The organism is Sphingomonas sp. Ell38C01 (assembly GCF_055231975.1).
In genome coordinates this window covers 2,252,031-2,272,935 of the sequence record NZ_JBUYVA010000001.1, presented here as the reverse complement: position 1 = coordinate 2,272,935, position 20,905 = coordinate 2,252,031, and the positions used below count along the sequence as shown (strand labels likewise).

Sequence of the window (20,905 nt, the reverse complement as noted above, 5' to 3'; positions counted from 1 at the left end):
TTGCGCTTTCCGACGGTCACTGCGTGTGCGTCGCCGTCCAGTCGGACTGCGCGCTCCAGGTTTCTACCGATCCACGTACCGTGCAGCCGCGCGTTCCGGCGTCGATCCGGCCGATCCGAAGCACTGCCTCGCCGGCCGCCGCCAGATCCGCGGCGACGGCCTCGGCCGCATCCGCCGCGACGATCACCACCATCCCTACCCCGCAGTTGAACGTCCGCGCCATCTCTTCCGGCTCGATCGCGCCCTGTGCCTGCAGGAACGCCATCAACCGCGGCTGCTCCCATGCATCGGCATCGATCACCGCATGCGTTCCCTCAGGGAGGACGCGTGGGATATTCTCGAGCAAACCGCCGCCGGTGATATGCGCCAGCCCCCTGATCCGCCGCGCGCGAACCAGCGGCAACAGGCTCTTCACATAGATCCGCGTCGGCGCCATCAGATGGTCGATCAGCAGCGCGTCCTGATCGAACATTGCGGGACGGTCGAGCTTCCACGCCTTGTCCGCGGCCAGTCGCCGGACCAGCGAAAAACCGTTCGAATGCACCCCTGACGACGCCAGCCCCAGCACCACGTCGCCCGCCGCGATCGCAGTACCGGTCAGGACCGCATCGCGCTCGACCGCACCGACGCAGAAGCCCGCCAAGTCGTAGTCGCCCGCGGCATACATGCCCGGCATCTCCGCGGTCTCGCCCCCAATCAGCGCACACCCGGCTTCGCGACACCCGTCCGCGATCGAGGCGACGACCTGTTCGGCCACCGCGGCGTCGAGCTTGCCGGTCGCGTAATAGTCCAGGAAGAACAGCGGCTCCGCGCCCTGCACGATCAGGTCGTTGACGCACATCGCGACCAGGTCGATGCCGACGCCCGCATGCCGGCCGTGATCGATCGCCAGCTTCAGCTTGGTGCCGACGCCGTCGTTCGCCGCAACCAGCAGCGGATCGGTAAACCCCGCCGCCTTCAGGTCGAAGAAGCCGCCGAACCCGCCAAGGTCCGCGTCGGCCCCCGGCCTGCGCGTCGCCTTCGCCAGCGGGCCGATCGCGCGGACCAGCGCGTTTCCTGCCGCGATCGATACGCCGGCCTGGGCGTAGGTATAGCCGTTTTCGCTCATGGGAAGCGCCGTTAGCGACATCGCGCTTGGATTTCCACGCCCGCTTCGCCAAAAGGCTCGCGACATGCGTTTGCGTACCCCTTTTCTCGCCGCCGCCGGTGCAGCGCTCGTCCTGGGCGGCGCCGGCGCGCTCGTCGCGCAGATCGAGGGGAGCGGGCGCGGCGTCGCGCCGATCGACAGTTCGGGGGACTATGAGGTCAATGGCGTGACCGTCGACGTCGCCGCGAAGACCGCCGATGCCGCACGCTTCGGTGGCTGGCGCGTCGCGCAACGCAAGGCCTGGCAGCAACTGTCGCAGCGGCTGGGTGGGGGCGGAGGGCTCATCTCCGACGGAACCCTCGACTCGCTCGTTTCGGGAATTGTGGTCGAGAACGAACAGATCGGGCCGACGCGCTACATCGCGAAGCTGGGGGTGCTGTTCAATCGCGCACGCGCGGGGTCGATCCTCGGCATCGCCAACTATGTCATGCGATCGCCACCGATGCTCGTCATACCGGTGATATGGCAGGGCGGCAGCGGACAGGTCTTCGAACAGCGCACGGCGTGGCAGGAGGCCTGGGCGCGCTATCGCACCGGCAACAGCAGCATCGACTATATCCGCCCGAGCGGGGCAGGGGCGGACGCGCTGTTGCTCAACGTCGGGCAGACCGGGCGACCCGGGCGCGGCTGGTGGCGGACGATTCTCGATCAATATGGGGCCAGCGACGTGCTGATGCCCACGGTGCGGCTGTACCGGCAATGGCCCGGCGGTCCCGTGATCGGCGCGTTCGAGGCGCGGCAGGGGCCGGACAACCGCGTGTTGACCCGGTTCACGCTACGGGTCGGCAACGCCGCGGGGCTGCCCGCCTTGCTCGATGCCGGGGTCAAGCGGATGGACGATGCGTATCAGGGCGCGCTCCGCTCGGGCTATCTCCGCCCCGATCCGGGATTGTCCTACACGCCACCCTCCGAGACGCCGGTCGAGGAGGCGCTGCCAGAGGATCCGCTCGCCACGCCGGCGGCGGTGCTGCCCGGTGCCAGCGTGGTGACGATCCAGTTCGACACGCCGACCGCGAGCGCGGTCGCAAATGTCGAGAGTGCGATGCGCGGCGTGCCTGGAGTCACCTCGGCCGCGACTTCGAGTCTCGCGCTCGGCGGCTTGTCGCTCATGCGCGTCGGCTTCAACGGCGCGCCGGACGTATTGAAGTCGGCGCTGGAGGCGCGGGGCTGGCAGGTGTTTGGCAGCGGCACGACGATCCGTATCCGCCGCGCGCCGCAACTGCTGCCGCCAGACATCGCCCCGGACAACGCGACCGCGGGATGAGCCAGCAGATCGCGCTGCCGCTCGCATGGCCCGCCGATCCGCGCGACGACGAATTCCTCATCACGCCCTCCAACGCCCGCGCCGCGCAGATGCTGGAGCATTGGGCGACCTGGCCTGTCATGACCGCGGTGCTGACGGGGCCGCGCAAATCGGGGCGCAGCCTGCTCGCGCGGATCTTTGCCGCCAAGAGCGGGGGCGCGATCGTCGACGATGCCGGCGTGCGCAGCGAGACCGAGTTGTTCCACGCCTGGAACAGCGCGCAGGCGGACCGGCGCCCGCTGGTGATCGTCGCCGACGCGGCGCCGCCCGAATGGACGGTGAAGTTGCCCGACCTGCGCTCGCGCCTAGCCGCCAGCCCGATCGCTACGATCGGCGCGCCCGACGATGCGCTGATGCGTATGCTGCTCGAACGCCAGTTCCTGAAGCGCGGGCTCGATGCGCGCGTTGACCTGCTCGACTGGCTCGTGGCGCGGATCGAGCGCAGCCATCTCGCCGTCCTGCGCACCATCGACGCGCTCGACCAGGAAGTGATGGAAACGCGCAAGCGCCTCACGATTCCTCTCGCGCGGACCGTCCTTGCCGCCGCCGCGTTGATCCCCGGTACTCCAGACCCAGAGGTCCGATGACCCGTCCCCTGCCGATCGTCCCGCATCTCGACGACGACGATCCCTTCGAACCGACCGCAAACGATCGGTATTTCAATCGCGAGCTGTCGTGGCTGGCGTTCAACCGGCGCGTGCTGGAAGAGGCGTGCAATCCGTCGCACCCGTTGCTGGAGCGCGTGCGCTTCCTGTCGATCTCGGGCGGCAATCTCGACGAATTCTTCATGGTCCGCGTTGCCGGGCTGAAGGGGCAGCAGACGCAGGACGTCGACGCGCGCTCCGCCGACGGGCTGACCGCGGGGCAGCAGCTGAGCGCGATCACGACACAGGCGGATGCGTTGCTCGCCAGCCAGCAGGCGGTCTGGCGCGACCTGCGCCGCGAGCTCTTCGGGGCAGGGATCGACGTGCTCAAGCGCGACCGGCTCGATGGCGAAGCGGAAGCGTTCCTGGACACCTATTTCCGCGACCAGATGTTTCCGGTGCTGACGCCGCAGGCGCTCGATCCGGCACACCCGTTCCCGTTCATCCCCAACAAGGGATCGGGGCTGATCTTCGACTTGGTTCGCGATGCCGACAAGGAACCGATTCGCGAGCTCGTGATCCTCCCACCCGGCATGCCGCGCTTCGTACGGCTGCCCGGCGAGGCGTCGCGCTATGTCGCGATCGAATCGATCATGAAGCATTTCGCGCACAAGATGTTTCCCGGCTACACGGTCGGCGAGGCCGCGCTGTTCCGCGTGCTGCGCGACAGCGATATCGAGATCGAGGAGGAAGCGGAGGATCTGGTCCGCTACTTCGCCAACGCGATCAAGCGCCGCCGCCGTGGCCGGATCATCCGGCTGGAGCTGGAAGCGGGCGTGCCCGACGAACTCGCGGATGTGCTCAAGGACGAACTGAGCGGCACCGATACGCTCATCATCGAAAGCGCGGGCTTCCTTGGCATCGAGGATCTCGACAGGCTGGTCGAGGAGGATCGGCCGGACCTGAAGTTCCCGCCCTATACCCCGCGCTTTCCCGAGCGGATCCGGGAGTTCGGCGGCGACTGTTTCGCCGCGATCCGCTCCAAGGACATCGTCGTCCACCACCCGTACGAATCGTTCGACGTCGTTCTCGCCTTCCTCAAGCAGGCGGCGCAGGACCCCGATGTCGTCGCGATCAAGCAGACGCTGTACCGCGCGGGCAAGCAGTCCGCGGTCATCAACGCGCTGATTGCGGCGGCCGAGGCTGGCAAGTCGGTCACCGCCGTGGTCGAGCTCAAGGCCCGGTTCGACGAGGAGCAGAACCTGCTCTGGGCCAGCGCGCTCGAACGCGCGGGCGTCCAGGTGATCTACGGCTTCGTCGAGTGGAAGACGCATGCCAAGGTATCGATGGTCGTCCGCCGCGAGGGCGAGATGTTCCGCAGCTACTGCCACTTCGGCACCGGAAACTACCACCCGGTCACCGCGCGCATCTATACCGATCTCAGCTTCTTCACCGCAGATCCGCGCGCCGGGCGCGATGCCGCCAAGATGTTCAACTACATCACCGGTTATGTCGAGCCGCAGGACATGGAACTCGTCAGCCTCTCCCCGCGCAACCTGCGCGCCAGGCTGGTCGAGGCGATCGACACCGAGATCGCGCACGCGCAGGCGGGCCGGGCCGGGTCGATCTGGGCGAAGATGAACAGCCTCGTCGATCCCGCGATCATCGAGAAACTGTACGAGGCGAGCGGCGCGGGGGTGGAGATCGATCTCATCATCCGCGGTATCTGCTGCCTGCGCCCCAACGTGCCCGGCATGTCGGAGAACATCCGCGTTAAGTCGATCATCGGGCGCTTCCTCGAGCACAGCCGGATCTTCGCGTTCGGTAACGGCCGCGCGCTGCCCAACGACGGCGCGACGGTCTACATCTCCTCGGCGGACTGGATGCCGCGCAATTTCGACCGGCGCGTCGAGTATCTGCTTCCCATCGACAACCCGACCGTCCACGACCAGATCCTCGATCAGGTGATGGTCGCGAACCTGATCGACAACGAGCAGAGCTGGGAATTACAGAGCGATGGCGAGTATGTCCGTGAGACGCCCGGCGAGCGGCCGTTCAACCTGCATCGCTACTTCATGACCAACCCGTCGCTCTCGGGCCGCGGGGCCGCGCTCCAGTCGGTGCCCACGTTGTCGCTCCGGCGTCGTTGATGCGGGCGCCCCGCACCGCGATCATCGATATCGGCTCCAACTCGATCCGCCTCGTCGTCTATCAGGGGCCGGCGCGGCTGCCGACCGTGCTGTTCAACGAAAAGGTGCTCGCTGGTCTCGGCCGTGGCCTCGCGGCGCGCGGTGCGATCGACGACGAGGCGATGGCGAGCGCCCGACGTGCGCTCACCCGGTTCGCGATGCTCGCGCGCGAGATGGACACAACGAGCGTCCGTACCGTCGCGACCGCGGCGGTGCGCGACGCGGCCAACGGTGCCGAACTGATCGCGGCGGCCGAGGCGGCAGGCCTCGACGTCGAACTGCTGTCGGGCGAACAGGAAGCGCGCGGCGCGGGCTTTGGCGTCATGTCCGCGATCCCCGACGCGGACGGCATCGTCGGCGATCTGGGCGGCGGCAGCCTCGAACTGGTGCGTGTCGAGGGGGGCGAGATCGGCGATCGCGCATCGTTCCCGCTCGGCGTGCTGCGCCTTGCCGCGATCCGCGAGCGCACGCGCGGACAGATGCTCAAGCATGTCCGCGAGACGCTGTCGGCGGCCGGCTGGCTCGGGGCGGGCACCGGTCTGCCGCTGTACCTCGTTGGTGGCTCGTGGCGGTCGCTCGCGCGCCTCGACATCCACGAGCGCGCCTATCCGATGCCCGTGCTCCACGGCTATGCGATGGCAGCGCCGCGGGTCGACGCGCTGGCAGAGCGGCTGCGGGCGGTCGACAAGGCGTGGCTCAAGACGATCCCGCATCTGTCGAGCGGTCGCGCCCCGACTCTGGCGGGCGCGGCAGACCTGTTGTCGCATTTGCTCCGCGTGCTCGGCAGCACCCACACGGTGGTGTCCGCGTTCGGCCTGCGCGAGGGGCTTCTCTACGAGGCGCTATCCCCGGTCGAGCGTCGCGCAGACCCGCTGATCGTCGCCGCGCGTGACGAGGGCAAGCGGCTCGGCCGGTTCGCCGAGCATGGCGATGTCCTCGATCGATGGATTTCCCCGCTGTTCGCCGGCGAGGTCCCTGCAGATGCGCGGTTGCGCCATGCCGCGTGCCTTCTTGCCGACACCAGCTGGCGCGCCAACCCCGAGTTCCGGGTCGAACGCGGGGTCGAAATCGCGCTCCACGGGAACTGGGTCGCGATCGACGCGCGCGGGCGGGGGATGGTCGCGGCAGCGATCGCGGCGAGTCTCGGTGCCGCGCGACCCTATCCCGATCCGATCGAGCGGCTCGTCGATCCGGCCGATCTCGTCCGGGCGACTGCATGGGGCCTCGCGATTCGCCTGGCGCAGCGTCTGTCTGGCGGTGTCGCAGCCCCGTTGCAGCGGACGCGACTGGTGCTGGACGCGACGACGCTCGCGCTCGGTGGAGAGGCGGGCGACCGGGCGCTGTGGGGCGAATCGGTCGAGAAGCGCTTGAAGGCGCTGGCCGCCGCGCTAGGCAGGCGCGCGGTTCTGGGCGGATAGGATCGTCAGCTGCGCCAACTCGACCGGTAACCCGTGACCGGGTCCGGCACTATGCGACGTCTTCCGTCCGCGTCATCTTCAACTTGCCCCCGATCACCGCGAACGCCAGCCGCCCTTCGACTAGGTCGAGCGCATCGCGCCCGAACTGGTCGAAGCGCCAACCCTCGAGGATCGACAGCCCGGATCGTGTCCCTGCCGCCAGCGCGTCGAGATCGTCGCCGCGTGCGAGCAGTCGCGGCGCCACGTCGATATCGCGCGCGCGGATCTTCAGCAGCAGTTTGAGCAGGTCCGCAACCAGCGCGCCTTCCTTGCCCAGCCCGGGCTTGCGATCCTCGCGTGCGGGCATTTCGTCGTCCGACAGCGGCTGCGCGCCGTCGATCGCCGCCATCAGCCGCGCACCGATCTCGTTGCCCGCCCATGTCGCCGACAGCCCGCGCACGCGCGCCAGATCGGCCTGCTTCTTCGGCGGATGGCCCGCCAGATCCGCGATCGTCTCGTCCTTGACGATGCGTCCGCGCGGCAGGTCCTTCCCTTGCGCCTCCAGCTCGCGCCATTTCGCGATCGCCTTTAGCCGCCCCAGCACCTCGGGCTTGCGTCCGGAGATTCGAACGCGCTTCCACGCAAGATCAGGATCGTTGGCATAGTTGGCGGGATCGCCCAGCCGCTCCATCTCCTGGTCGAGCCACGCGCCGCGCCCTGTCTTCTTCAGCCGCTCGAGCATCTTGGGGAAGATCTTCGCCAGATGCGTCACGTCGCCGATCGCATATTCGATCTGCCGTGCATCGAGCGGCCGGCGCGACCAGTCGGTGAACCGCGCGCCCTTGTCGACGACGATCCCCAGCCAGCTGTCGACTAGGTTGGAATAGCCGATCTGCTCGCCCTGACCCAGCGCCATCGCCGCCACCTGCGTGTCGAACAGCGGATAGGGCGTCTTGCCCGTCAGGTTGTAGACGATCTCCAGATCCTGTCCGCCCGCGTGGAAGACCTTCAGCACATCCTCGTTCTCGGTCATCAGGTCGAGCAGCGGCTTCAGGTCGATCCCCGGCGCCATCGGATCGATCGCGGCGGCTTCCTCGCTGTCCGCGATCTGGATCAGACACAGTTCGGGGTAGAAGGTGCTCTCGCGCATGAATTCGGTGTCAACACACACGAACGGGGCATCGGCGAGGCGGGCGCACAGATTGGCGAGCGTGGCGCTGTCTGTAATCAACGGGTGGATATGCATGCCACCGCCATAGCCATGCGCGCGCGCCTTGACAAAGAGGGGATGGAAAGGGGAGGGGCCCGCCTTGCTGTTTCTCCCGTCATGCCCGCGAAAGCGGGGATCCGTCTCCCGCAAGTTCGGGCAGGTGCATGGATCCGGTGTCGGGTGATGGATCTCCGCCTGCGCGGGGATGACGAAGGATAGACCATGCACGCCTACCGCTCCCACACCTGCGCCGCGCTGACCGCCGAAGCCGTCGGCGAGACCGTCCGCCTGTCGGGCTGGATCCACCGCAAGCGCGATCATGGCGGCGTGCTGTTCGTCGACCTGCGCGACCATTACGGCATCACCCAGATCGTCGCCGACAGCGATTCGCCCGCGTTGCCGATCCTCGAGGGGCTGCGCGTCGAATCGGTCGTGACGATCGACGGCGTGGTGAAGGCGCGCGCAGAAGGTACGGCGAACCCGAACCTTGCGACGGGCGCGATCGAGGTGTTCGCGCGCGGCGTCACGATCCAGAGCCTCGCACAGGAACTGCCGATGCCGGTCGCGGGCGAGGCGGAGTATCCCGAGGACATCCGCCTGCGCTATCGCTTCCTCGATCTGCGTCGCGAGAAGCTGCACGCCAACATCCTGCTGCGCTCCAGCGTGATCGCGTCGATCCGCAAGCGCATGGTCGACCAGGGTTTCACCGAGTTCCAGACGCCGATCCTGACCGCGTCGTCCCCCGAGGGCGCGCGCGACTATCTGGTCCCCAGCCGCGTCCATCCGGGCAAATTCTACGCGCTCCCGCAGGCGCCGCAGATGTTCAAGCAGCTGCTGATGGTCGCGGGCTTCGACCGCTATTTCCAGATCGCCCCCTGCTTCCGCGACGAGGACGCGCGCGCCGATCGGTCGCCGGGCGAGTTCTACCAGCTCGATTTCGAGATGAGCTACGTCACGCAGGACGACGTCTTCGCCGCGATCGAGCCCGTGCTCCACGGCGTGTTCGAGCAGTTCGCCGACTGGCAGGGCAAGGGGCGCACCGTTTCGCCGTTGCCGTTCCAGCGGATCCCGTACCGCGAGTCGATGCTGAAATACGGCAACGACAAGCCCGACCTGCGCAACCCCATCCTGATTGCCGACGTCAGCGACCACTTCGTTGGGTCGGGCTTCGGCCGTTTCGCCTCGATCGTCGAGGCCGGCGACATCGTGCGTGCGATCCCCGCACCGGGCACCGCAGACCGCAGCCGCAAGTTCTTCGACGACATGAACGCCTGGGCGCAGTCCGAAGGGTTTGCGGGGCTCGGCTACGCGACGCGCAAGGGCGGCGAATGGGGCGGCCCGATCGCCAAGAACCATGGCGAGGACAAGATGACCGCGATGGCCGATGCACTCGGCCTCGGCCCCGACGACGGGATCTTCTTCGCAGCGGGCCCCGCCGCGCAGGCCGCCAAGCTCGCCGGCCTCGCACGCACGCGCGTCGGCGACACGCTGGGGCTGATCGATCAGTCGCGCTTCGAATTCTGCTGGATCGTCGACTTCCCGATGTTCGAATATGACGAGGACAACAAGAAGGTCGATTTCAGCCACAACCCCTTTTCGATGCCGCAGGGAGAGATGGACGCGCTGGAGACGAAGGACCCGCTCGATATCCTTGCCTATCAGTACGATATCGTCTGCAACGGCATAGAGCTGTCGTCGGGTGCGATCCGGAACCACCGGCCCGAGATCATGTACAAGGCGTTCGAGATCGCCGGCTACACGCAGGCCGATGTCGACACGAACTTTGCGGGCATGATCAACGCGTTCAAATACGGCGCCCCCCCGCATGGCGGCTCTGCGCCGGGGATCGACCGCATCGTCATGCTGCTCGCCGACGAACCCAACATCCGCGAGGTCATCGTTTTCCCGATGACGCAGAAGGCGGAGGACCTGATGATGGGCGCACCCAACTTCGCGACGGAGCGGCAGTTGAAGGAACTCAACCTGCGCTCCACCGCGGCGGCCCCGAAGGCGAAGGACACGCTGGTCGCGCCGGAATAATAGGATAGGCTGGCGGAATGACGATCGACCTTGCCGATTTCGAATCCCGCCGCAGCCATGACGGCCATTACAAGCGCGACCTGAAAACGCTCCAGGACCGGCTGGAGCGGATTCAGGTCGCGCATATCATCCACCGCCGCGCCGCCGTCGTGATGCTCGAGGGCTGGGATGCGGCGGGGAAGGGTGGCGTCATCCAGCGCCTTACCGCGACCTGGGACCCGCGACATTTCGAGGTCTATCCGATCGCCGCGCCCGACGAGGTCGAAAAGGCGCACGACTATCTCTGGCGGTTCGAGACGCGGATGCCCACGCCCGGGAACATCGCGATCTTCGACCGCAGCTGGTATGGCCGCGTCCTGGTCGAGCGCGTCGAGGGCTATGCGACCGACGCCGAATGGGCGCGCGCCTATGACGAGATCAACGCGTTCGAAAAGCGCCTCGTCGATGGCGGGACCACGCTGGTGAAGCTGTTCGTCCATGTCTCGCAGAAGGAGCAGGACAAGCGCCTCAAAGCTCGGATCGAGGATCCATGGAAGCGCTGGAAGACGGGGCTCGACGATTATCGCAACCGCGACAAGCGCACCGCCTATCTCGGCGCGATGCATGACATGTTCGCGCAGACCGATACCGCCGTATCGCCCTGGACCGTCATCGACGGCAACGACAAGAAAGCCGCCCGCATCGCTGCGCTGGCCGCAGTGGCGGATGCGCTGGAACGGGAAGTATCGATGGACCCGCCGCTGCTCAACCCGGAGGTCGTCGCAGCGGCTAAGTCCGCCGGCGTGATCTAGGCGGGGACGAACGCGCCGTCGTCTTCCAGGACGCGCAGCTTGCCGTCGGCGATCGCGAACACTGCGCCGCGCAGCTTCAGGGTGCCAGCGTCGAGGCCTTCCTGGATGAACGGGAAGGTCTTGAGGTTCTCGATCGACACCTTCACGCCCTCCTGTTCCAGCGCACGCTGTCCGGCATCGCTATTGCCGTGCTCGGCCAGAACGCGGTCACGCGCCTCGTCGAGTAGGCCAATCCACTCCGCCACGAACCCGCCCTCGCCGGGCTTCGAACCCGCCAGGCTGCCGGTCAGGGCTGCGTTAACACCGCCGCACGCGCCATGGCCTAGCACGACGATCTCCTCGACCTTGAGCTTCACGACCGCAAACTCGACCGCGGCCGACACACCGTGAAGCCCGCCGCTTTCATCAAATGGCGGAACCAGGTTCGCCACGTTGCGTACGACGAAGACTTCACCGGGCCGGGATCCGAAGATCGTCGCTGGCTCTACGCGGCTATCGGAGCATGCGATAATCATCACTTTCGGCTTCTGACCCGTCGCGAGTTCACCCCAGCGTTCGCGCTCCTCCAGCCACTCGCCGCCGCGAAACCGGTAATAGCCGTCGATCAGGTTGGAGAAATCGGTCATCTGTATCCCTATGCTCGGAACTGTCCTGTTGCCCGTTTGCTAACATTGATGGAACCGAACGGTTCCCACCATGCAGCAATGCTGACCTAGTCCCAGCGCCGGTCGCGTTCCGCTGGCCAAGTCAGGGCATTGTGCGACGGGGGCACGGTGGCTATCTGCATCCGCATGAACGAGATGTCCCCGCTCGCCCGTCCCGAACGCCAGCGCAAGCCCGACTGGATCCGGGTGAAGGCGCCGACCAGCGCCGGGTTCGCCGCGACGCGCGAACTGATGCGCGCCAAGAGCCTAACGACGGTGTGCGAAGAGGCGGCGTGTCCGAACATCGGCGAATGCTGGTCTAAGAAGCACGCGACCGTGATGATTTTGGGCGACACGTGTACGCGCGCCTGTGCGTTCTGCAACGTGAAGACGGGGATGCCCCGCGCGGTCGATCCGATGGAGCCGAACAACGTCGCCGACGCGGCGGCGCAAATGGGGCTTCAGCACATCGTCGTCACCTCGGTCGATCGCGATGACCTGCCCGATGGCGGCGCGAAGCAGTTCGTAAAGGTGATCGAGGCGATCCGTCGCGCCAACCCGGTCACGACGATCGAGATCCTGACACCCGATTTTCGCAACAAGCACGAGGCGGCGGTCGAGATGATCGTCGCGGCGCGGCCCGACGTCTACAACCACAATCTCGAGACGGTGCCGCGGCTCTATCCCACGATCCGCCCCGGCGCGCGCTATTACGCGTCGTTGCGCCTGCTGGAGAGCGTGAAGCGGCTCGATCCGTCGATTTTCACCAAGTCCGGCGTGATGCTCGGGCTGGGGGAGGAGCGGCTCGAGGTGCATCAGGTGATGGACGACATGCGCTCCGCCGACATCGATTTCCTGACGATGGGCCAGTATCTCCAGCCGACGCCGCGGCATGCGAAAGTGATCGATTTCGTTACGCCGAAGGCGTTCGACGCCTACGCCGCGATCGCACGCGCGAAGGGGTTTCTGCTCGTCGCCTCGTCTCCGCTGACGCGCTCGAGCTATCATGCCGGCGACGATTTCGCGAAGATGCGCGCCAATCGCGAAGCCAAGCTGGGCCGCACGGCGTCCGCCGCTCCGGCAGGCGTCGGGGTGTCGTCATAAGCGGGGGACGCCAGCTCCTGCTGGCGTGACGGATCGATGCCCAAGCACAGCGAAACACGAAGGCTGCCCTATACGCCCGAACAGATGTACGATCTGGTCGCTGACGTAAGACGGTATGCCGAGTTCCTGCCCTGGGTGATCGCGATGCGCGTCCGCAAGGATGGCGAGACCGAGACGCTGGCCGACATGATCGTCGGCTTCAAGGGGCTGCGCGAGACCTTTACGTCGAAGGTGACCAAGGCCCGCGCGGAAGCCATTCATGTCGAGTATATCGACGGCCCGCTCAAATATCTTCACAACGACTGGCGTTTCCGCCCTGACGGCGACGGCTGCTTCGTCGATTTCACCGTCGATTTCGCGTTCAAGAACCGCGTGTTCGAGATGCTGGCGGGACAGGTCTTCTCTATGGCGCTGCGCAAGATGATCGGCGCGTTCGAGGATCGGGCGAAGGCGCTCTACGCACCGTCCGGCAATAGCAGTTCGAGCGCGCACAGCGCCGCCTGAAGGCGAATCGCGCCGCGCCCGATCTCGCCGAACTGGTGCTTGTCCGCCACGACGTCCGACGGATCGCCGCCCTTCTCGGCTCGCGCGAAGACGACGGTGCCGACCGGCTTCTTCGCCGTCCCGCCACCCGGCCCGGCGACCCCGGTGATCGCCACCGCGACGTCGGCGCCCGTCGCCTCGATCGCGCCCTGCGCCATGCTCCACGCGACCGCGATCGACACCGCGCCGAACGTCTCGATCACGTCCGTACTGACTTTCAGCGCGGAATGTTTCGCCGCGTTGGAATAGGTGACGAATCCCGCTTCGAACACGTCGGACGATCCTGCGATCTCGGTCAGCGCGGCGCAGACGAGCCCGCCGGTACAGCTTTCGGCGACCGCGATCCGGCGGCCGGCGATGCGATTCGCGGTGATGACCCGGTCGGCCAGTGTGACGAGTTCGGCGGGGAGGACGCCGCCGGTCATTGCCGCGCCGCCGCACAGACGGGAAGATCGGGCGTACCGGCAGCGTTCGCCTTGCCGCGGGCCTTTTCGGCTTTCAGATACTGCAACGTCGCCACGACGATGCCGGCGGTATTCTTCGGCGGCAGCGGTTCGAGCAGGGTCACGAGCCGGTCGAGCGTCGGGCAATCCGCGGGCCGGATCCGGCCAACGATCTGCGGCACCGCGATCGCGGTCAGCAACGGGCGCGCATAATCGGACTGGAGCAGAAGCGACACCTGAGGATCGCTCAGCCTGGCGATCGCGGTGCGCGCCGCAGGCCACGCGCGATCCGCTTCCACCTGATATTTCGCGATGAACGGCCCCGATCCGCGCCGGACAAGGCTGGTCGCGGGCAGGGCGGTGCACACGCGACCAGTCTCGCGGATGATGTCGGGCATCGCGACCAGCGCGATCGCTTCGGCCTCCCGCGTCGTCAGGCACGGCGATTGCGCGGCCGCGACCTGTGGCATCGCCAGTAGCGCGAGCATGGCGCCGCGGATCATGGCTGCACCATCGGCAGGCGGATCGTCGCGATGGCCTGCGCAGCGATGCCTTCGCCGCGCCCGGTGAACCCCAGTGTCTCGGTGGTCGTCGCCTTCACGCTCACTCGATCGGTCGACAGCGCGAGCAGGTCCGCGACCCGTGCACGGATCGCCGCGCGGTGCGGCCCGATCTTTGGCGCTTCGCAGATCAGGGTCAGGTCGACGAAGCCGATCACGCCGCCCTTGCCCGCGATCAGCGCGGCCGCATGCCGAAGGAATTGCCCGGACTCTGCGCCCTTCCACTGCGGATCGCTCGGGGGAAAATGCGTACCGATATCACCCGCGGCGATCGTGCCGAGCAAGGCGTCGGTGATCGCGTGGAGCGCGACGTCGGCGTCGCTATGGCCCGATAGGCCTTGGTTATGCGGGATCAGCACGCCGCCAAGCCAGAGTTCTTCGCCATCCTCCAGACGGTGGACGTCGAACCCGGATGCGGAACGGGTTTCCCAGTGCAACCGTCCCTCGGCCGCAGCGAAATCCTCGGGATAGGTGACCTTTTCGAGCATCGCATCGCCCTGCACCAACGCGACCGATCCGCCAAGCGCGCGTACCATCTGCGAATCGTCGGTGGCCTCGCCCCCCAACCAGTCGCGATGCGCCGCGACCAGCGTGGCGAAGCGGAACGCCTGCGGGGTCTGGATACGATGAAGACCGTCGCGCGACACGACATCGCCGAGCGACGCATCGCCGCGCGCCAGCGTATCGGCGACCGGCAACGCCGGCACCGCACCGTCCCGCGTGTCCAGCGCCGCCAGGAGCCGGTCGATGACCGCCGAAGAAACGAACGGGCGGGCCGCATCGTGGATCAGGACCCGATCCGCCGTATCGATCGCCGCAAGCCCTGCCGCCACCGAAGCGCGCCGCGTCGCGCCACCGGTGACGCGACGCGCGCCCGGAACGGCGTTTTCCAGCAGCGCCTCGTGGCCCGCACCGATCACGACGACCACCTCGTCGATCGCGGGATGGCGTGACAATGCGGCGTGGCTCCATGCCAGCATCGCGCGACCGCCCACGCGCGCATATTGCTTCGGTATCGCGCCGCCCGTGCGATCCCCCCGGCCGGCGGCAACGATCAGGGCGACGGTTCTGGTGGTCGACATCCTATCCGCCTAGCGTAGCAGGCGCTTGCCAGCCAAGCGGGTTTCGCGTAGCTGCCTGTTTTTCAGGCACCTATGACCAGACTAGCACCCATTGACGTCGGCCCCGTGCGGATCGACAGCCCCGTCGTTCTAGCCCCGATGACGGGCGTGACCGACCAGCCATTCCGCACGCTTGTCCGCCGTTACGGCTCCGGCCTCAACGTCACCGAGATGATAGCGAGCCAGGCCGCGATCCGCGAGACGCGTCAGTCGATCCAGAAGGCAGCGTGGCACCTGTCCGAGGAGCCGGTATCCATGCAGCTCGTCGGCTGTACCCCCTATGAGATGGGCGAGGCGGCGCGGCTGGCGGAGGACAAGGGCGCGGCGATCGTCGACATCAACATGGGCTGTCCCGTCCGCAAGGTGACCAACGGCGATGCCGGATCGGCGCTGATGCGCGATCTGAAACTCGCCGCTGCGATCGTCGAGGGCGTGGTGAAGGCGGTGTCGGCCCCCGTCACGCTCAAGATGCGGATGGGCTGGGACCTCGACAGCCTCAACGCGCCCGAACTGGCGCGGATCGCGCAGGATCTGGGATGCCGGATGGTCACCGTCCACGGCCGCACCCGCAACCAGATGTACAAGGGCCAGGCCGACTGGCGCTTCGTCCGCCGGGTCAAGGATGCGGTGTCGGTGCCGGTCATCGTCAACGGCGACATATGTTCGATCGAGGATGCGGAGGCGGCGCTGGAACAGTCGGGGGCCGATGGGCTCATGATCGGTCGCGGCGCCTATGGCCGGCCGTGGCTGCTTGGGCAGGTGATGGAGTGGTTCGCGACCGGTCGACGCGTCGACGATCCCGATCTGGACGAACAATATCGTACCATTGCAGAACATTACGAGATGATGCTCGCACATTATGGCCCGATTACCGGCGTCAACATGGCGCGCAAGCATATCGGTTGGTACACAAAGGGGCTGACCGGTTCCGCCGAGTTCCGGAACGCGGTGAACCAGGAGCCCGACGCGGCGCGCGTCAAGGCGATGCTCGCCGAGTTCTATGCCCCCTGGCGCCAGCGCGTCGCCGCCTGATGCCCTTCGTCGCCCCGGGCGTCGTGCCCGACATGGACGAGGTGTTCGCAGCCCTCCCGGTCGCGATCCTTGTGATCGATCCCGACGACCGTATCGTCCACGCGAATGGCGCTTGCGAGCAATTGCTGAACCTGTCCGAACGCGCGATGGCCGGACGCCCCCTCGCCACGGTGGTCACGATCCCGGACGGTGCCGCCCGTCGGGATGGGCAGGCCTTCTCCGCTTTCGACACCGAACTCGACACCCCCCGCAACGGCCGTATCCGTGTCGATTATGTCGAGGCCGGGATCGCCGATCGCGCCGGCTGGCGGACGATCACGTTGCATAATGCTGCGACCTCACGCCGGCTGGGCCTGTCCGCCGATCGCGCCGCTGCCGCCCGCTCGGCGGTGGGCGCGGCGGCGATGCTCGCACACGAGATCAAGAACCCGCTATCGGGCATCCGCGGTGCGGCGCAACTGCTCGCCGATGGGGAGGGCGCAGGCGAGCTCACCCGCCTCATCACCACCGAGGTCGACCGGATCGCCGCGCTGATCGACCGGATGGAGGATTTCACAGACACCCGCGCACTCGCAGTCGACGCGCTCAACATCTATCCGCTGCTCGCCCATGTCCGGGAGGTCGCGCTTGCGGGGTTCGCGCGGGGAATCATGATCGAGGAACGGTTCGATCCTTCGCTGCCCCCGGTGATGGCGAACCGCGACGCGCTCCTCCAGGTGCTGCTCAACCTGCTCAAGAACGCCGCGATCGCACTCGGCACCCGCGGCGAGCGCCGGATCACGCTGACCACCGCGTATCGCCACGGCATGGCGGTCAGCCCCGGCGGGGGCAAGCCTCGGCTGCCGCTGCCGATCGAGATTTGCGTGATCGATACCGGCCCCGGCGCGCCCGACGATATCGCCGAGCACCTGTTCGACCCGTTCGTCTCGAGCCGGCCGGAAGGCAAGGGTCTGGGTCTCGCGCTTGTCGACAAGCTGATCCGCGACATGGGCGGTATCGTCCAGTACTCGCGTGAGGGCAATCCGCACCAGACCGTGTTCCGCCTGCTGTTGCCGAGGGGCACGCGATGAGCGCCGACATTCTCGTGACAGACGACGACGACGCCGTCCGCACCGTCGTCGTCCAGTCGCTGCGCCGGGCGGGCCATCGCGTGCGCGCGGCCGCGAGCCTCGCCGAGCTCGACCGCGAGCTACGCACCCGCCTCCCCGATGTGCTCGTCACCGACGTCGTCCTGCCCGACGGCGATGGTCTGGAACGCACGCAACGCCTTTCTGTCGAACATCCCGACATGCCCGTCATCGTCATGTCGGCGCGCAACACGCTGGCGACCGCGGTGCGCGCGACCGAGGCGGGGGCGTACGAATATCTGCCCAAGCCGTTCGATCTCGATACGCTGGGCAGCGCGGTCGCCCGCGCGCTGGCGCGAAGCGGCGCCGGCCCCGCCGAGCCCGTCGAGGCGGAAGACCATACGCTGCCGTTGATCGGCCGCTCCCCCGCGATGCAGGACGTGTATCGCGTCATCGCGCGCGTGTTTTCCAATACGCTGACGGTTCTCGTTTCGGGCGAGTCGGGTACGGGCAAGGAACTGGTCGCGCGCGCGATCCACGATCTGGGCCCGCGTCGCCATGCGCCATTCGTCGCGATCAATATGGCCGCGATCCCGCGCGAGCTGATCGAGGCCGAGCTGTTCGGACATGAGCGCGGCGCGTTCACCGGCGCGGCGCAGCGCACCGCGGGCCGCTTCGAACAGGCCGCGGGGGGCACGCTGTTCCTCGACGAGATCGGCGACATGCCGATCGACGCGCAAACCCGGCTGCTGCGGGTCCTCCAGTCGGGCGAGTTCACCACGGTCGGCGGCGCGCGCACGATCCGTGCCGATGTCCGCATCGTCGCCGCCACCAACCGCGACTTGACGCAGACCGTCGCATCGGGGCAGTTCCGTGAGGACCTCTTCTACCGCCTGAACGTCGTGCCGATCGCGCTGCCGTCGCTGCGCGAGCGGCGCCAGGACGTCGCGATGCTTGCGCGCCACTTCCTCGACCGCGCGGTCGACGACGGGCTGCCGCGCAAGTCGCTCACCGACGGCGCGCTTGCGCTGCTCCAGGCCCATGACTGGCCCGGCAACGTCCGCGAGCTCGAGAACCTGATGCGCCGTCTGGCCGCACTGACCCGCGACGACCGGATCGAGGCGCGCGACGTGCACGCCGCGCTCGGCAATGCCACGATCGCGGCGGGGGAGGGTGGCGAGCCCGGCATCGACGCCGCGATCCGCGCCAGGATCGATCGGTTGTCGCTGGAAGAACCCCGCGCGCTGGACGACGGCACGCTGTATGACCGGATCATCGGCGAAGTCGAGCGGCCGCTGATCGCGGCGATGCTCGCGCGCCATGGCGGGAACCAGCTGCGCGCCGCCAAGGCATTGGGGCTCAACCGCAACACGTTGCGCAAGCGGCTCGACCTGCTGGGGATCGATCCGTCTGCCGATTGAGCGGCGCGGCCCACCGCAGTCGCGCGAATATGTGTTTTCTCTGCAACAGTTCCGTTGTAGCGAAGTGACGATGACCGCCGACGCGCGTCCGATGACCGATCCCTTGCGCTCTGCCCGCCGCTTCACCGTCACGCCGGCGATCGAGCTCGGCGTGCTGGGCGTGACGATCGCCGTCGCGGTTGCAACCTATTTCACGATCGCAGGCGAATCCGCCCCTCAGCGGCTGCTGGCGCCGCAAACCGTTGCGCTGCTGCTGATCGCCAACCTCGTGCCCGCCGTGGGCCTGATGATGCTGCTAGGGCGACGGATCGCGAAGCGACGTGCGGCGCGATCGCAGGTCGGCGGGGGCGGACAGCTCCATGTCCGGCTCGTCGCGATCTTTTCGGTTATGGCGGCGGTGCCGATGCTGCTGGTGACGATCTTCGCATCGCTGCTGTTCCAGTTCGGCGTCCAGTTCTGGTACTCGGACCGCGCGCGCGGGGTGTTCGAGAACGCGACCGCACTGACACAGGCCTCGTACAACCTGATCCTCCAGCGCTGGGAGGAGGCGACCGTCACGATGGGGCAGGACCTGACCGCCTATCTGCGCGAGGCGCCGATCGACACACGGTTCGCCGATTATTTCGGGCGACAGGTGTATTACCGCAGCCTCAGTGAAGGTGCCTTGTTCCGCATTTCGCCGACAGGCGAGCTCCAGACGCTCGCGATCGTCAATCCCTATGAAATCGACTTCCAGCGCTTCGTCACCGCACCCGTCGTGGCACAGCTGAAGAGCGGCAAGCGCAGCGTCATCATCGTCACCGGCGACCGCATCCAGACCTTCACGCCGCTGCCGGGCTCTGCCGACACGTTCCTTTACGCCGGACGGATCGCGTTCAATCCCGGCGAGATGAGCGCACAGACGAAGCGCGCGGTCGCCGCACAGGCAGATTACCGGGCGCTGCTGGCCCGGTCGCGCTCGCTCCAGCTCCAGTTCAACGCGGCGTTGCTGCTGATCTCGCTGTTGATCGTCGGGATCGCGGTGTGGATCGCGCTGGCGGTGGCGGATCGCCTCGTCCGCCCGGTCGGCCAACTCGTCGATGCCGCCCGCCGGGTCGAGGGCGGGGACCTGAGCGCGCGCGTGCCCGACACGCGCGAACGCGACGAGGTCGGCACGCTCGCCAACGCGTTCAACCGCATGACCGAGCAGCTCGAAGCGCAGAACGGCGCGCTCGTCGCCGCCAACGCGCAGTCCGAAGGTCGCCGCGCGCTGATCGAGGCGGTGATGTCGGGCATCTCGGCAGGGGTCATCTCGATCGCCGCGGATCGCACCGTGCGGATCATCAACAGTTCCGCGCAGGATCTGCTTGGGCTGGCCGAATCGCCCGTCGGCCGCCCGCTCGTCGCCTTCGCACCCGAGCTCGACCAGTTGCTCGACGATCATGCGCGCGAAGCGATCGTCGAAATCCGTGGAGAAGGCGAGGCGCGAACGCTCGCCGTGCGCATCGCGCGCGACGGCACCGGCCCGATCCTGACGTTCGACGACATCACGCAGCAACTGCTCGACCAGCGTCGTGCCGCCTGGTCCGACGTCGCGCGCCGGATCGCGCACGAGATCAAGAACCCGCTGACCCCGATCCAGCTCGCAGCCGAACGCCTGCAGCGCCGTTATGGCAGCAAGATCGATGCGAGCGACACCACCTTCTCGCGACTCACCGACACGATCGTCCGTCAGGTCGCGGACCTGCGGCGAATGGTCGATGAGTTCTCGTCGTTCGCCCGGATGCCCAAGCCCGTGTTCCGCGAAGAGTCGCTGGTCGATATCGCGCGCCAGACGCTCTTTCTGCACGAGGTCGCGCATCCGGGTATCGCCTTCTCGCTCGCACACGAGACGCCTGGGCCCGCGCTCGTATGCGATCGCCGTCAGCTGGGACAGGCACTGACCAACATCGTCAAGAACGCGGTCGAGGCGATCGAGGCGGCAGGCACCGGCGACGGCGCGGTCGAGATGGCGCTCGTCGACGCGCCCGATCGCGTGACGATCATCGTCGGCGACACCGGCGTCGGCCTGCCGGTAGAGCGCGACCGGATCGCCGAGCCCTACATGACGACGCGGGTGCGCGGCACCGGCCTCGGCCTCGCGATCGTCAAGAAGATTGTCGAGGAACACTTTGGAACGATTGGTTTTTCGGATCGGCCCGGGGGAGGCACGCTGGTCACGATGACATTCGACACGACGTTGCTCGCCGCGCTCGACATCGGCGGCGACGATACCCAGGACACAGAGGGCGGCGATATGCTGCCCGCGCTCACCAGACATCGGACCTGAT

The 20,905-nt window shown here is 67.3% G+C and carries 18 protein-coding genes; 12 read left to right on the top strand and 6 right to left on the bottom strand.

The features are described from left to right. Positions 1–16: 16 nt before the first annotated feature. A complete protein-coding gene (purM, locus tag ACV7NO_RS10730) occupies positions 17–1,108 on the bottom strand; it encodes a phosphoribosylformylglycinamidine cyclo-ligase (protein WP_463405988.1) in 1,092 nt (363 codons plus the stop codon). Between the two features lie 64 nt (positions 1,109–1,172). Between purM and ACV7NO_RS10725 the strand changes: the two genes are divergently transcribed. From ACV7NO_RS10725 to ACV7NO_RS10710, 4 genes are read left to right on the top strand one after another with little or no spacing between them, the layout of a single operon-like run. After that, positions 1,173–2,411, top strand: a complete 1,239-nt coding sequence (locus tag ACV7NO_RS10725) for a heavy-metal-associated domain-containing protein (protein ID WP_463405987.1) — start codon at positions 1,173–1,175, stop codon at positions 2,409–2,411. Continuing rightward, positions 2,408–3,037 carry an HdaA/DnaA family protein gene (locus tag ACV7NO_RS10720; RefSeq protein WP_463405986.1) on the top strand — a complete coding sequence of 210 codons (630 nt, stop codon included), beginning with the start codon at positions 2,408–2,410 and terminating at the stop codon, positions 3,035–3,037. Before ACV7NO_RS10725 ends, ACV7NO_RS10720 begins: the two co-directional genes overlap by 4 nt. Further along, positions 3,034–5,184: an RNA degradosome polyphosphate kinase gene (locus ACV7NO_RS10715; RefSeq protein WP_463405985.1), complete on the top strand. Its 2,151-nt coding sequence runs from the start codon at positions 3,034–3,036 to the stop codon at positions 5,182–5,184. Before ACV7NO_RS10720 ends, ACV7NO_RS10715 begins: the two co-directional genes overlap by 4 nt. Continuing rightward, a complete protein-coding gene (locus ACV7NO_RS10710) occupies positions 5,184–6,641 on the top strand; it encodes a Ppx/GppA phosphatase family protein (RefSeq protein WP_463405984.1) in 1,458 nt (485 codons plus the stop codon). Before ACV7NO_RS10715 ends, ACV7NO_RS10710 begins: the two co-directional genes overlap by 1 nt. Before the next feature lie 49 nt (positions 6,642–6,690). Here ACV7NO_RS10710 and rnd read toward each other — a convergent pair whose 3' ends face one another. After that, entirely contained in the window at positions 6,691–7,866 is a 1,176-nt protein-coding gene (gene rnd / locus ACV7NO_RS10705; RefSeq protein WP_463405983.1) for a ribonuclease D, read from the bottom strand. A gap of 186 nt (positions 7,867–8,052) precedes the next feature. On the opposite strand from rnd, the gene aspS reads away from it, so the two are divergent. After that, on the top strand, positions 8,053–9,870 hold the full coding sequence (gene aspS / locus ACV7NO_RS10700) for an aspartate--tRNA ligase (protein WP_463405982.1): 1,818 nt from the start codon (positions 8,053–8,055) through the stop codon (positions 9,868–9,870). A gap of 17 nt (positions 9,871–9,887) precedes the next feature. After that, on the top strand, positions 9,888–10,661 hold the full coding sequence (locus tag ACV7NO_RS10695) for a polyphosphate kinase 2 family protein (protein WP_463405981.1): 774 nt from the start codon (positions 9,888–9,890) through the stop codon (positions 10,659–10,661). On the opposite strand, the gene ACV7NO_RS10690 is transcribed toward ACV7NO_RS10695, so the two are convergent. After that, positions 10,658–11,287: a carbonic anhydrase gene (locus tag ACV7NO_RS10690; RefSeq protein WP_463405980.1), complete on the bottom strand. Its 630-nt coding sequence runs from the start codon at positions 11,285–11,287 to the stop codon at positions 10,658–10,660. The two genes, ACV7NO_RS10695 and ACV7NO_RS10690, sit on opposite strands and share 4 nt — an antisense overlap. 165 nt (positions 11,288–11,452) lie before the next feature. On the opposite strand from ACV7NO_RS10690, the gene lipA reads away from it, so the two are divergent. After that, positions 11,453–12,409 carry a lipoyl synthase gene (gene lipA / locus ACV7NO_RS10685; protein ID WP_463405979.1) on the top strand — a complete coding sequence of 319 codons (957 nt, stop codon included), beginning with the start codon at positions 11,453–11,455 and terminating at the stop codon, positions 12,407–12,409. A gap of 36 nt (positions 12,410–12,445) precedes the next feature. Then, complete coding sequence (locus ACV7NO_RS10680) at positions 12,446–12,913, top strand: type II toxin-antitoxin system RatA family toxin (protein ID WP_463405978.1); 468 nt, start codon at positions 12,446–12,448, stop codon at positions 12,911–12,913. On the opposite strand, the gene ACV7NO_RS10675 is transcribed toward ACV7NO_RS10680, so the two are convergent. From ACV7NO_RS10675 to ACV7NO_RS10665, 3 genes are read right to left on the bottom strand one after another with little or no spacing between them, the layout of a single operon-like run. After that, positions 12,865–13,377, bottom strand: coding sequence for a CinA family protein (locus tag ACV7NO_RS10675; protein WP_463405977.1), 513 nt, complete (start codon positions 13,375–13,377; stop codon positions 12,865–12,867). The two genes, ACV7NO_RS10680 and ACV7NO_RS10675, sit on opposite strands and share 49 nt — an antisense overlap. Then, complete coding sequence (locus ACV7NO_RS10670; protein WP_463405976.1) at positions 13,374–13,898, bottom strand: hypothetical protein; 525 nt, start codon at positions 13,896–13,898, stop codon at positions 13,374–13,376. The genes ACV7NO_RS10675 and ACV7NO_RS10670 overlap by 4 nt, the downstream gene beginning before the upstream one ends. Further along, entirely contained in the window at positions 13,895–15,037 is a 1,143-nt protein-coding gene (locus ACV7NO_RS10665) for a bifunctional 2-C-methyl-D-erythritol 4-phosphate cytidylyltransferase/2-C-methyl-D-erythritol 2,4-cyclodiphosphate synthase (protein ID WP_463405975.1), read from the bottom strand. The genes ACV7NO_RS10670 and ACV7NO_RS10665 overlap by 4 nt, the downstream gene beginning before the upstream one ends. Before the next feature lie 72 nt (positions 15,038–15,109). On the opposite strand from ACV7NO_RS10665, the gene dusB reads away from it, so the two are divergent. The 4 genes from dusB to ACV7NO_RS10645 all read left to right on the top strand — a co-directional run bounded on the left by dusB (position 15,110) and on the right by ACV7NO_RS10645 (position 20,904). Continuing rightward, positions 15,110–16,108: a tRNA dihydrouridine synthase DusB gene (gene dusB, locus ACV7NO_RS10660; protein ID WP_463405974.1), complete on the top strand. Its 999-nt coding sequence runs from the start codon at positions 15,110–15,112 to the stop codon at positions 16,106–16,108. Further along, complete coding sequence (locus ACV7NO_RS10655; protein ID WP_463405973.1) at positions 16,108–17,178, top strand: two-component system sensor histidine kinase NtrB; 1,071 nt, start codon at positions 16,108–16,110, stop codon at positions 17,176–17,178. The genes dusB and ACV7NO_RS10655 overlap by 1 nt, the downstream gene beginning before the upstream one ends. Next, positions 17,175–18,596: a nitrogen regulation protein NR(I) gene (ntrC, locus tag ACV7NO_RS10650; RefSeq protein WP_463405972.1), complete on the top strand. Its 1,422-nt coding sequence runs from the start codon at positions 17,175–17,177 to the stop codon at positions 18,594–18,596. Before ACV7NO_RS10655 ends, ntrC begins: the two co-directional genes overlap by 4 nt. 70 nt (positions 18,597–18,666) lie before the next feature. After that, positions 18,667–20,904, top strand: coding sequence for a sensor histidine kinase (locus tag ACV7NO_RS10645; RefSeq protein ID WP_463405971.1), 2,238 nt, complete (start codon positions 18,667–18,669; stop codon positions 20,902–20,904). The last annotated feature ends 1 nt before the right edge of the window (position 20,905 follow it).

What these genes read in the sequence shown, in the direction of transcription:
- purM (WP_463405988.1), bottom strand. Translation starts at nt 1,108, where the DNA reads ATGAGCGAAAACGGCTATACCTACGCCCAGGCCGGCGTATCGATCGCG.
- ACV7NO_RS10725 (WP_463405987.1), top strand. Translation starts at nt 1,173, where the DNA reads ATGCGTTTGCGTACCCCTTTTCTCGCCGCCGCCGGTGCAGCGCTCGTC.
- ACV7NO_RS10720 (WP_463405986.1), top strand. Translation starts at nt 2,408, where the DNA reads ATGAGCCAGCAGATCGCGCTGCCGCTCGCATGGCCCGCCGATCCGCGC.
- ACV7NO_RS10715 (WP_463405985.1), top strand. Translation starts at nt 3,034, where the DNA reads ATGACCCGTCCCCTGCCGATCGTCCCGCATCTCGACGACGACGATCCC.
- ACV7NO_RS10710 (WP_463405984.1), top strand. Translation starts at nt 5,184, where the DNA reads ATGCGGGCGCCCCGCACCGCGATCATCGATATCGGCTCCAACTCGATC.
- rnd (WP_463405983.1), bottom strand. Translation starts at nt 7,866, where the DNA reads ATGCATATCCACCCGTTGATTACAGACAGCGCCACGCTCGCCAATCTG.
- aspS (WP_463405982.1), top strand. Translation starts at nt 8,053, where the DNA reads ATGCACGCCTACCGCTCCCACACCTGCGCCGCGCTGACCGCCGAAGCC.
- ACV7NO_RS10695 (WP_463405981.1), top strand. Translation starts at nt 9,888, where the DNA reads ATGACGATCGACCTTGCCGATTTCGAATCCCGCCGCAGCCATGACGGC.
- ACV7NO_RS10690 (WP_463405980.1), bottom strand. Translation starts at nt 11,287, where the DNA reads ATGACCGATTTCTCCAACCTGATCGACGGCTATTACCGGTTTCGCGGC.
- lipA (WP_463405979.1), top strand. Translation starts at nt 11,453, where the DNA reads ATGAACGAGATGTCCCCGCTCGCCCGTCCCGAACGCCAGCGCAAGCCC.
- ACV7NO_RS10680 (WP_463405978.1), top strand. Translation starts at nt 12,446, where the DNA reads ATGCCCAAGCACAGCGAAACACGAAGGCTGCCCTATACGCCCGAACAG.
- ACV7NO_RS10675 (WP_463405977.1), bottom strand. Translation starts at nt 13,377, where the DNA reads ATGACCGGCGGCGTCCTCCCCGCCGAACTCGTCACACTGGCCGACCGG.
- ACV7NO_RS10670 (WP_463405976.1), bottom strand. Translation starts at nt 13,898, where the DNA reads ATGATCCGCGGCGCCATGCTCGCGCTACTGGCGATGCCACAGGTCGCG.
- ACV7NO_RS10665 (WP_463405975.1), bottom strand. Translation starts at nt 15,037, where the DNA reads ATGTCGACCACCAGAACCGTCGCCCTGATCGTTGCCGCCGGCCGGGGG.
- dusB (WP_463405974.1), top strand. Translation starts at nt 15,110, where the DNA reads ATGACCAGACTAGCACCCATTGACGTCGGCCCCGTGCGGATCGACAGC.
- ACV7NO_RS10655 (WP_463405973.1), top strand. Translation starts at nt 16,108, where the DNA reads ATGCCCTTCGTCGCCCCGGGCGTCGTGCCCGACATGGACGAGGTGTTC.
- ntrC (WP_463405972.1), top strand. Translation starts at nt 17,175, where the DNA reads ATGAGCGCCGACATTCTCGTGACAGACGACGACGACGCCGTCCGCACC.
- ACV7NO_RS10645 (WP_463405971.1), top strand. Translation starts at nt 18,667, where the DNA reads ATGACCGCCGACGCGCGTCCGATGACCGATCCCTTGCGCTCTGCCCGC.